Annotated in this window: 7 protein-coding genes; 2 read left to right on the plus strand and 5 right to left on the minus strand. The window is 75.0% G+C overall.

The features are described 5' to 3' along the window. Positions 1–111: 111 nt before the first annotated feature. Positions 112–1242, minus strand: coding sequence for a cytochrome P450 family protein (locus tag EAO70_RS26885; protein WP_148005496.1), 1131 nt, complete (start codon positions 1240–1242; stop codon positions 112–114). 140 nt (positions 1243–1382) lie between these two features. Continuing rightward, positions 1383–3296, minus strand: coding sequence for an NAD-binding protein (locus EAO70_RS26890; RefSeq protein ID WP_148005504.1), 1914 nt, complete (start codon positions 3294–3296; stop codon positions 1383–1385). 330 nt (positions 3297–3626) lie between these two features. Here EAO70_RS26890 and EAO70_RS26895 point away from each other — a divergent pair, with 330 nt between their 5' ends. Continuing rightward, entirely contained in the window at positions 3627–4979 is a 1353-nt protein-coding gene (locus EAO70_RS26895; RefSeq protein WP_148005497.1) for a D-alanyl-D-alanine carboxypeptidase family protein, read from the plus strand. 118 nt (positions 4980–5097) lie between these two features. On the opposite strand, the gene EAO70_RS26900 is transcribed toward EAO70_RS26895, so the two are convergent. Beyond that, positions 5098–7476, minus strand: a complete 2379-nt coding sequence (locus tag EAO70_RS26900) for an ATP-binding cassette domain-containing protein (RefSeq protein ID WP_148005498.1) — start codon at positions 7474–7476, stop codon at positions 5098–5100. A gap of 143 nt (positions 7477–7619) precedes the next feature. Continuing rightward, entirely contained in the window at positions 7620–7862 is a 243-nt protein-coding gene (locus tag EAO70_RS26905; protein WP_148005499.1) for a DUF5133 domain-containing protein, read from the minus strand. Between the two features lie 154 nt (positions 7863–8016). Between EAO70_RS26905 and EAO70_RS26910 the strand changes: the two genes are divergently transcribed. Next, positions 8017–9054, plus strand: coding sequence for an NAD-dependent epimerase/dehydratase family protein (locus EAO70_RS26910; protein WP_148005500.1), 1038 nt, complete (start codon positions 8017–8019; stop codon positions 9052–9054). Between the two features lie 176 nt (positions 9055–9230). On the opposite strand, the gene EAO70_RS26915 is transcribed toward EAO70_RS26910, so the two are convergent. After that, positions 9231–10091 carry a glutathione S-transferase C-terminal domain-containing protein gene (locus EAO70_RS26915; protein ID WP_148005501.1) on the minus strand — a complete coding sequence of 287 codons (861 nt, stop codon included), beginning with the start codon at positions 10089–10091 and terminating at the stop codon, positions 9231–9233. Positions 10092–10383 lie beyond the last annotated feature (292 nt).

Below are 10383 nucleotides of genomic sequence, written 5' to 3' on the forward strand. Positions count from 1 at the left end.
GTGTGGTGTGGGGGAGGGCGGGCTGAGCGGGGCGGGGCGGCGGGTAGCAGTGCTTCCCGCCGGCCCGTGGCTGCCGGACCGTCTCCCACATGGCCGTAGCCTGGCGGGCCGTCACCCTCCCGGTCSGACCGGGAGGGTTCTGACGCTGTTGCCGACGAAGCCGGCGTGGCGGGGCAGCTCGGAGTCCGGGACGGCCAGGTCCAGGTCCGGGAAGCGGGTGAAGAGCGCCTCCAGGGCGAGGGTGGCCTCCATCCGGGCGAGCGGGGCGCCCAGGCAGTAGTGGGGGCCGTGCCCGAGCGACAGGTGCTTCACCGTCGCCGTGCGCGTCACGTCGAAGCGGTCGGCGTCCGGGCCGTGGGCCGCGGGGTCGCGGCCCGCCGCCGAGTAGCCGGCCAGGACGGGCGTGCCCTGCGGGATCCGCGTGCCGTCGACCGTCAGGTCGCGGGTGGGGTAGCGGAACGGGAAGTAGCTGACGGGGCTGTCCCAGCGGAGCGTCTCCTCCACTACGTCCGCCCAGCTCGCGTGCCCCTCGACGACCAGGGCGAGCTGGTCGCGGTGGGTGCAGAGGGCCCGGACCGCGTTGGTGAGCAGGTTCAGGGTGGTCTCGTGCCCGGCGACGATCAGCAGGAGCAGGGTGCCGATCAACTCGGCCTGGTCCAGCCGGTCGCCGCCCTCGTCCCGGGCGGCGAGGAGCGCGCTCGTGAGGTCGTCGCCGGGGGCCGCGGCCTTGTCGGCGGCGATGGCGGCGAGGAGCGCGACGAGGTCGCGGTTGGCGGCGACCGCCTGCGCGGGCGTGGTGTCGGTCGCGACGACCAGGCCGGAAAGCTGGTGCAGTTGGTCCTGGTGGGCGGGGTCGACGCCCAGGAGTTCGCAGATGACGCCGAGCGGCAGCGGAAGGGCGTAGTGGCGGCGCAGGTCGGCGACGCCGTCGCCCGCGGCGGCCGCTTCGGCGAGCCCGTCGAGGAGACCGGCGGTGACCGCCTCCACGCGCGGGCGGAGCAGTTCCACCCGGCGGGCCGTGAAGGCGCTGCTCACCAGGGTCCGGAGGCGGCGGTGGTCGGCGCCGTCCGCGGTGATCATGCCCGGCACGGTGGCGAAGGTGCGCAGCGGCCAGCCGTCGGGTATGCGGCCCTCGGCGAGTGCGGTGAAGTGCTGGGGGCCCTTGGCCACGTCGGGGTGGGCGAGGAAGTCCCGGAGGGCGTCGTGGCCGAGGACCGCCATGCCGTCGATCCCGCCGGGCATGATCACCGCGGACGGCGCCGACCACCGCCGCCTCCGGACCCTGGTGAGCAGCGCCTTCACGGCCCGCCGGGCGTACGCCCCACGAGGCCGCCCCCGGACGGTGTGCCGGGGTCGGGCGGTCGGTGAAGCCGCATCCTAGGTCAACCCCGTCCCGTCCGTGCGGGGTTGACCGGCGGTGGGGGGTCGCACCGCGGGCCGCGGCGGCCCAGGAGTTCGGCCAGGCCCCGGCGGGTGGCCGCCACGACGACCCGGTCCTCCGGTTTCAGGACGCGGTCGGGTTCCAGACGCCAGGCCCCGCCCGCACCGGGCTTGGCGCCCACGCCGTCCAGGGCGATGACCCGCCACTTGCCCGGGTGGAAGGACTCGGCGACCGTCAGCCCCTCCAGGAGGGGGTGGTCGGCGACGTCCACCGCGGCGAAGAGGAGGACGCGCCGCTCGACGGGTACGGCACCGAGCACCTGACGGCCCACCATGGCCCCGGCGAAGGCCGGTGCGGCGAGGTGGGAGACGCTGCGGCTGCGGGTGAGGGCGGCCGGGTGGGCGGTCCGGAGGGTGCGGAAGACGGCCGTGGCGAAGTCGTCGTCGTACAGGCGCAGGACGACCCGGAGGCCGGGGCTGACGGCGCGGGCGGAGAGCGCGGCCTCCAGGTTGGTGATGTCGACGCTGGTCAGGGCGAGCAGGGCGTGGGCACGGTCGATGCGGGCCGCCTCCAGGACGCCCTCCTCCGTGACGTCGCCGATGACGGTGGGGACGCGCAGCCGCCGGGCGACCGCGATGCCGCGGGCCTCCGGGTCGGACTCCACGCAGACCACGGGGATGTCGAGGCGGCGGAGCCGGGCGAGGACCCGGGTGCCGACCTTGCCGAGGCCCAGGAGGACGACGTGCCCGGAGAGGCCGCGCGGCGGGCGGCGCAGGGCGGTGGCCGTGCGGAAGGTGCCGAGGCCCTCGATGAGGGCGGCCACGATCACCGGCAGCAGGAGCAGCCCGACGAACCCGGCGAGGATCTGGAGGACCTGACGGCTGGTGGACTCCCCCACCGCCGGGTCGCCGATGGCGAAGATGTCGAGGAGCGTCAGATAGGCGGCGTGCAGCGGATGGTCGCCGGTGGTGAACGTGGAGGCCAGGGCGAGCGCGAGGACGGCGGCGGCCGCCCCGGCGAGCGACCATCTGAGCCGGCGGGAGAAGAGCGAGGCGACCGGCAGCGCGGACGCGGCGAGCCGGGCGGCGGCGGGCGGCGGGCCGGCGGCGGTGACCGCTTCGAGGGTGACGGCGGCGCGGCCGGTGGCGGCGGCCACCGTGCGGTCGTCCGGCAGGAGCCGGGGACCGGCGTCACCGCTCCGCTCGGAGCCCTCGCAGCCCGCCGGGTCGCCGGTGGTGGCGGAGAGCAGGGCCAGCGTGCACAGTCCGGGGTCGGGGGCCGCCCCGGGGGCGGGCAGCCGCTCCACGGCGTGCAGGAGGAGCCCGCCGGCCTGGACCACCTTGCTGGTCCCGGCGACGGCGGCCGCGGCGAGGCCGGGGGCGGCGGTGTCCACGTCGGAGAGGACGGTGGTGGCGGCGTCGCGCTCCTGGGGGTCGAGGCCCGGCTCCGCGACGGCGGCGGCCTGGTCGAGGAGGGTTTCGAGGTGCTGCCCGAGCTTGCGGTTGTAGAGCCGGATGACCAGGCGCAACCGGGGGTTGAGGCGGCGGGCGGTGAGGGCCGCCCGGATGTTGGTCTCGTCGTCCTCGTGGACGAGGGCGAGGGCGGCGGCCCGCTCCACTCCGGCGTCCGTCAGGGCCCGGTCGTCGGCCTCGGACGACTCGACGACGTGCAGCGCGCCGGCGGGTTCGCCGGCGGCGCCGGTCCCCTGCGGAGCGGTGGTGCCGGGGGCGCCCGTGGTGCGGATGACGGCAGCCGTGACCCGTCCGAAGAGGGCCAGCGCCCGTCCGGTGCGGGCGGCGGGGGTGCGCGGGGCGTCGGGCCGTACCGGGACGAGGAGGGTGACGTGCTCCCCGTACACCTCGTGCAGCTCGCCCGCCAAGCGGTGGGCGAGAGCGTCGTCCCCGCAGACGATCATGTGCCCGGTGGCGATCGCCGCCGGCTGCCGCTCGGTACGGAAGGCGGGCGCCCCGAAGGGACCGCCGGGAGCCGCCGGGGGCCCGGCGGGTGCCGGGACGGGCCGGGAGGCCGGTTCGGCGGTGGGCGCTCCGGCGCTCTCGGCCGGAACGGCGTTGCTGGGACGGGATGGTGAGGCCACATCACCAGCATGCCCTGCCCCGCCGGCACCCGGCCACGGCGGGGGACGCCACCCGTGCGGGCGCACGACGCGCCGCCGTCCGCCACACCCCCTCCCCCGGTCGGCGCACTCCGATCTGCGGGCGCGGCACCCCCTCCCTACGGTGACTGAATGATCGTCATGTCAGCTGTCCGTCATGCTGCCGCCGGTACCGCGGCGATGCTGCTCGTGCTGCCCGCTCCGTCGGCCGCGGCGTCCGCCGCCCCCTCGGTCGCGGCCGCCACCTCGACCACGGCCTTCATGTCCCCCGCGACCGCCGCTCCGGGTGCGGCCTCCGCGGTGGTCCCGGCGTCGCTCCGGTCGCCGGGCAGCACCCTCCGGGAGCCCACGCCGCCCGGCCGCCGGCCGGTCGACCGGGCCCGGCTGGACCGCAAGGGCACGCAGGTGCAGCCGCTGCCGGGCGCGCCGGCCGCGCCCTCGCTCTCCGCGCTGTCGTGGGTGGTCGCGGACGTGTCCACGGGCGAGGTGCTCGCCGCGCGGAACGCGCACCGGAAGCTGCCGCCGGCCAGCACCCTCAAGGCCCTGTTCGCCCTGACGGCGCTCCCCGGCCACCAGCCCTCCGAGCAGCACACCGTGGCCGATGCCGAGCTGACCGGGATCGGGGACGGCAGCAGCCTCGTCGGGGTGAAGGAGGGGTACACGTACAAGGTGTCGGACCTGTGGAACGGCGTGTTCCTCAGCTCCGGGAACGACGCGGTGCACGTCCTGGCCGCGATGAACGGCGGCTGGGAGTCGATGTCCCGGCGGATGCAGGAGAAGGCCAGGTCGCTGGGTGCCCTGGACACCCATGTGGTGTCCCCCGACGGGTACGACGCGCCGGGGCAGGTGTCCTCCGCGTACGACCTGGCGGTGTTCGGCAGGGCCGGGCTCCAGGACCCGGCGTTCACCCGGTACTGCTCGACGGCGTACGCCGACTTCCCGGCGGGCACCTGGTCGTACGGCATCGCCAACACCAACCGTCTGCTGACCGGGGCGGACGGCGTCGCCCGCTACCCGGGGCTCATCGGCATCAAGAACGGCTACACGAGCAACGCGGGCAACACCCTGATCTCGGCGGCCCGGCGCGGCGACCGGACGCTCGTGGTGTCGGTGATGAACCCGCAGGGCGGCGGCGGTCTCGCCGTGTACGAGGAGGCGCGCGAGCTCCTCGACTGGGGCTTCGCGGCGGCGGACCGGGTCCGGCCGGTGGGCTCGCTGCTCCCCGAGCAGCCGAAGGCGGTGGCCACCGCGGGGACCCGGCCGGTGTCGGTGGCCCGTGAGGACCGCCCGGCGTCCCCGGATGAGCGGGCGCCCCGGGCCGGGGCCGAGGCGGTGGCGGTGGCGGCGCCCGCCGGGGACCCGGAGGGCGGCACGCAGCCTTCGGGCGCGTCGGCCGGCTTCCCGCTGGCGCTGGTGGGTTCGGCCTGCGCGGCGGCCCTGCTCCTGTGGAGCCGGCGGCGCCGGGCGGACCGGCGGACCGAATGACCGCCTTGTCGACTGGTGGCCTTGTCGACTGGACTCATTGACGGACTGGCTGATCAGCGAAGTGGCCCTGGGCCCCCGTCGGCGCGACGGGGGCCCCGGGCCGTTCGGTGGTCGCCCGTCAGGCGCCCACGTACGCCGCGAGGTGTTCGCCCGTGAGCGTGGACCGGGCGGCCACGAGGTCCGCCGGAGTGCCCTCGAACACGATCGTGCCGCCGTCGTGGCCGGCGCCGGGGCCGAGGTCGATGATCCAGTCGGCATGGGCCATGACCGCCTGGTGGTGCTCGACGACGATGACGGACTTGCCGGAGTCCACGAGCCGGTCGAGCAGGCCGAGCAGCTGCTCGACGTCGGCGAGGTGCAGCCCGGTGGTCGGCTCGTCGAGGATGTAGATCCCGCCCTTCTCGGCCATGTTCGTGGCCAGCTTCAGCCGCTGGCGCTCGCCGCCCGAGAGCGTGGTGAGGGGCTGGCCGAGGCTCAGGTAGCCGAGTCCGACGTCCGCGAGGCGCGCGAGGATCCGCTGGGCGGCCGGGGTGCTCGCCTCGCCCGAGCCGAAGAACTCCACGGCCTCGGACACGGGCATCGCGAGGACCTCGCTGATGTCGCGGCCGCCGAGGAGGTACTCCAGGACCGAGGCCTGGAACCGCTTGCCCTCGCAGTCCTCGCAGGTCGAGGAGACACCGGCCATCATGCCGAGGTCGGTGTAGATCACGCCCGCGCCGTTACAGGTGGGGCAGGCGCCCTCGGAGTTCGCGCTGAACAGCGCCGGCTTCACGCCGTTGGCCTTGGCGAAGGCCTTGCGGATCGGGTCGAGGAGTCCGGTGTACGTCGCCGGGTTGCTGCGCCGCGAGCCGCGGATGGGGCTCTGGTCGATCGACACCACGTCGTCGCTCGCGGGGATCGAGCCGTGCACCAGCGAGCTCTTCCCGGAGCCGGCGACACCGGTGACGACGGCGAGGACCCCGAGCGGGACGTCGACGTCGACGTCGCGCAGGTTGTGCGTCGACGCGCCCCGGATCTCCAGGGTGCCGGTGGGCTTCCGCACGGAGTCCTTCACGGACGCCCGGTCGTCGAAGTGCCGGCCGGTGACGGTGTCGCCGGAGCGCAGCCCGTCCACCGTGCCCTCGAAGCAGACGGTGCCGCCCGCCGTGCCGGCGCCGGGGCCGAGGTCGACGACGTGGTCGGCGATCGCGATGGTCTCCGGCTTGTGCTCCACCACGAGCACGGTGTTGCCCTTGTCGCGCAGTTGCAGGAGCAGTTCGTTCATCCGCTGGATGTCGTGGGGGTGCAGTCCGACGGTGGGCTCGTCGAAGACGTACGTGACGTCGGTGAGCGAGGATCCGAGGTGGCGGATCATCTTCACGCGCTGCGCCTCGCCACCCGACAGCGTGCCGGCGGACCGGTCGAGCGAGAGGTAGCCGAGACCGATCTCCACGAACGAGTCGAGGGTCAGCTGGAGCGCGGTGAGCAGGGGCGCGACCGAGGGCTCCTTGATGCCCCGGACCCACTGGGCGAGGTCGCTGATCTGCATGGCGCAGGCGTCGGCGATGCTGATCCGCTTGATCTTGGACGCCCTGGCGCCCTCGGCGAGGCGGGTGCCGCCGCACTCGGGACAGGTGGTGAAGGTGACGGCCCGGTCCACGAACGCCCGGATGTGGGGCTGCATGCCCTCCTTGTCCTTGGCCAGGAAGGACTTCTGGATCCGGGGGACGAGCCCCTCGTACGTCATGTTGATGCCCGCGATCTTCATGCGGGTGGGCTCGTGGTGGAGGAAGGCCTGGAGTTCCTTCTTCGTGTACCGGCGGATGGGCTTGGCCGGGTCGACGAGGCCGGACTCGGTGTAGAGGCGGTAGTTCCAGCCACCCGGGGTGTAGCCGGGGATGGATAGCGCGCCGTCGTCGAGCGACTTGGAATCGTCGTACAGCTGGGTGAGGTCGATGTCGGAGACCGTGCCGCGGCCCTCGCAGTGCGGGCACATGCCGCCGGTGCGGTTGAAGGTGGCCCGGACGGTCTTCTTGTCGCCGCGCTCGACCGTGATGGCGCCGCTGGCCTTGACCGAGGGGACGTTGAAGGCGTAGGCGCTGGGCGGGCCGATGTGCGGCTTGCCGAGGCGGCTGAAGAGGATGCGGAGCATCGCGTTGGCGTCGGTGGCGGTGCCGACGGTGGAGCGGGGGTCGGCGCCCATCCGCTGCTGGTCGACGATGATCGCCGTCGTCAGACCGTCGAGCACGTCGACCTCGGGCCGCGCCTGGGTCGGCATGAAGCCCTGGACGAAGGCGCTGTACGTCTCGTTGATCAGCCGCTGGGACTCGGCGGCGATGGTGTCGAAGACGAGCGAGCTCTTGCCCGAGCCGGAGACGCCGGTGAAGACGGTGAGCCGGCGCTTCGGGATCTCGATGCTGACGTCCTTGAGGTTGTTCTCCCGCGCGCCGTGCACCCGGATCAGGTCGTGCCGGTCGGCCGGGTGCGGCTGCTTGTCCGCCCTGGGGGCCTTGCTCATCGTCTCTCCAGCTGTCGCGCGGGGCCGTCTGACGGACCGGCGCGGTGCGTCCCGAGCGACGGCGGCGGTACCGCGGGGTCCGTGGCAGCCACGCTAGCGGCGGCCGAATGCGGCCGCTTCTCGATTCCTGACCATTGATCCGGTCAGGCTCCCGGGAGGCCCTCCAGGGCCTGGCGCGGAGCCGGACTGCCGCCCGCCACGTAGCGCTCGGCGGCGTCGGCGGCCTCCCGGGCGGTCCGCTCCCCCATCAGTACGCAGAGGGTGTACGCCGTGTCCTCGAAGCGCCGGCGCGCCGACAGGTCGCACGGCCTGTCCAGCACGGTCCGCTCCTGGGCACGGTAGTGCCGGAGCAGCCGGTCGACCGTGTTCCGGTCGGGCAGCAGCATGGTGTCCTCCTTCTCCTGAGTCGCTCTCCCGAGTCGCTCCATCGTCCCGGTCGTCGGCCACCGCCGCGACCGACACGGACACGCTCCGTGACGGGGAGGGCGGCGGGACGTCCCCGGAGTGCGGTTCCGGCCCGGATGGCGGAGGGTCGGAGACATGAACACGAGCGACATCGCGCGGGTGGTCGTCACCGGCGCCACCGGCAACGTGGGCACCAGCCTGGTACGGCTCCTGGCGCGCGATCCGCGCGTCGGCTCGGTCCTAGGCCTGGCACGGCGACGGCCGCGCCTCGACCTGCCGGGGGTGGAGTGGGCGGAGACGGACCTGTCGCGGGAGGGCGACGAGCCGCTGCTCGCGCGGCACCTCGCCGACGCGGACGCCGTGGTCCACCTGGCCTGGCGGTTCGGGCCGACCCACGATCCGGTGGAGACCTGGCGGACCAACGTCCTGGGCTCGGTGCGCGTGTTCGACGCGGTCGCGGCGGCGCGGGTGCCGGTCCTGGTGCACGCCTCCTCGGTGGGGGCGTACTCCCCCGGGCCGGCCGACGGCGCCCCGGTGTCCGAGGCCTGGCCGACGCACGGCTGGCCCGGCGCCGCGTACACGCGGGAGAAGGCCTATCTGGAGCGGGTCCTCGACACCTTCGAGCGGGACCATCCGCAGACCCGCGTGGTACGGATGCGCCCGGCGTTCCTCTTCAAGGAGGAATCGGCCAGCGGGCAGCGGCGGATCTTCGCCGGACGCTTCTTCCCGGGGCAGCTGATGCGGCCCGATCTGCTGCCGCTGCTCCCGGAGTTCGACGGGCTCCGGCTCCAGGTGCTGCACACGGACGACGCGGCCGACGCGTACCGGCGGGCGCTGCTGCGGGACGTCCGCGGCGCGTTCAACCTGGCCGCGGATCCGGTGATCGACGGCCGGGTCCTGGGCGAGCTGTTCGACGCGAAGCCGGTGCGGGTGCCGGCGGGCGCGGTGCGGGGCGCCCTGTCGGCGGCCTGGCGCCTGAGGCTCGCCCCGGCGTCGCCCGATCTCTTCGACGCCATGCGGCACATGCCGCTGCTCGCCACGGAGCGGGCCCGTGAGCAGCTGGAGTGGGAGCCGTCGCACGGTGCCGTGGAGGTGCTGGAGGAGTTCCTGCGCGGGGTCCGCACGGGGGCGGGCGACGACACGGGCCCGCTGGCGGGCCACCGCATCGGCTGAACCGGGGCCGTGGCCCGCCGGCCGGCCACCACTGCGGCCGAGCCGGGCCGGGCGGCCGGGGTGCCGTGGTCCCGGTGCGGCAGGCGGCCGAGGGCGGTGCTCCGGTACGGCGGGCGGCCGGGGTGCGGTGGTGCCGGCGCGCCCTCCGTCGCGTGTCCCCGTCGGCGCGGCGGGCGTCAGCCGGTCGGGCCGGACCAGTCGACGAGGCGGATGCCCGCGCCGGCGGCCTCGCGGCCGCGGCAGTGGGTGCGGTGGCGGCGGAGGATGCCGTCGATGTCGAGACGGCGGGCGAACTCGGGGCGGGCCGCGAGGCGTCGGGCGTAGGACCAGAGGGCCGGGTGTCCGGCGACCCGGTCCATGGCGGCGGCGTCGAGGTGCCAGCGGTGGACGGTGTCGAGCTGGACGAGGGTGACCCAGACGTGGACGTCGGCCGCGGTGGGCGCGTCGCCGAGCACGTAAGGGTGGCGGGCGAGGCGCCGTTCCAGTGCGGCGAGGGCCGCGAAGAGGACGGTGAGGGGGTCCTGGTGGGCGGCGTCGCCGTCGAGTCCGAGTTCACCGGCGCGCTGGGCGGCCCGGTTGACGCTGCGCTCGCAGAGGTCGGCGATCGCCTCGATCTCGTCGCGGTGGTGCTCCGGGAGCAGTTCGGGGCCGTCGCCGCGGAAGCGGAGGGCGAGGTCCCGCAGGATGTCGGGGACGTGCGTGCTGACGATCCGCCCGGTCCATCCGTCGCTGAGGACGGGCGCCGCGGCGGGCCCCTCGTAGAGGTGGGCGCTCGCCTCGTACAGCGGGCGGAGGGCGGTGTACCCGCCGTCGGGCGTGTCGGGGGTCTCGGGCAGGACGGACAGCGGGAGCGTGTCGTCGAGTCCGAGCAGGCTGTGGGTCAGGACGATGCTCAGACAGTCGGGGTCGTAGGGGGCGACGTGGAGGCGGTAGCGGTGCGGCACCGCGTAGTGGCCGCTGTGGACGTCGCGGCCGATCCGGCCGCGGAAGGCGGGCACGGCGGAGGCGGGCAGCAGCGAGGACGGGACGACGGACATGCTTCTCCCTTGAGGGTGCTCGGTGCCGGGTCCGGGCGGCGCGCGGCGCGGCGCCGGTCGCGGCGGCGCGACGGCACCGGCCCCGCGGGGCCCGGAGGCGGCAGAGGTACGGGAAGAGGAGGAGTGGGGCGCGACGCTGCGCCCGCGGGGGCGGCGCCCCCTCGGCGAACAGTCCCTCAGCCGGCGGGGTGGACCGTCCGGCGGTGTCCGTGACTCGCCGCGCTGCAGACCCGGAGCAGGTCGATGTGGCGGCGGGACGTGAGGGGCAGGGAGCGCGGGAGGGGTGCGGCGG

It is taken from the genome of Streptomyces sp. adm13(2018), from assembly GCF_008042145.1.
In the GTDB taxonomy this organism is placed as follows: Bacteria; Actinomycetota; Actinomycetes; order Streptomycetales; family Streptomycetaceae; genus Streptomyces.

Coding starts and splice junctions, on each gene's coding strand:
- EAO70_RS26890 (WP_148005504.1), bottom strand. CDS start 3,296: ATGATCGTCTGCGGGGACGACGCTCTCGCCCACCGCTTGGCGGGCGAG.
- EAO70_RS26895 (WP_148005497.1), top strand. CDS start 3,627: ATGATCGTCATGTCAGCTGTCCGTCATGCTGCCGCCGGTACCGCGGCG.
- EAO70_RS26900 (WP_148005498.1), bottom strand. CDS start 7,476: ATGAGCAAGGCCCCCAGGGCGGACAAGCAGCCGCACCCGGCCGACCGG.
- EAO70_RS26905 (WP_148005499.1), bottom strand. CDS start 7,862: ATGCTGCTGCCCGACCGGAACACGGTCGACCGGCTGCTCCGGCACTAC.
- EAO70_RS26910 (WP_148005500.1), top strand. CDS start 8,017: ATGAACACGAGCGACATCGCGCGGGTGGTCGTCACCGGCGCCACCGGC.
- EAO70_RS26915 (WP_148005501.1), bottom strand. CDS start 10,091: ATGTCCGTCGTCCCGTCCTCGCTGCTGCCCGCCTCCGCCGTGCCCGCC.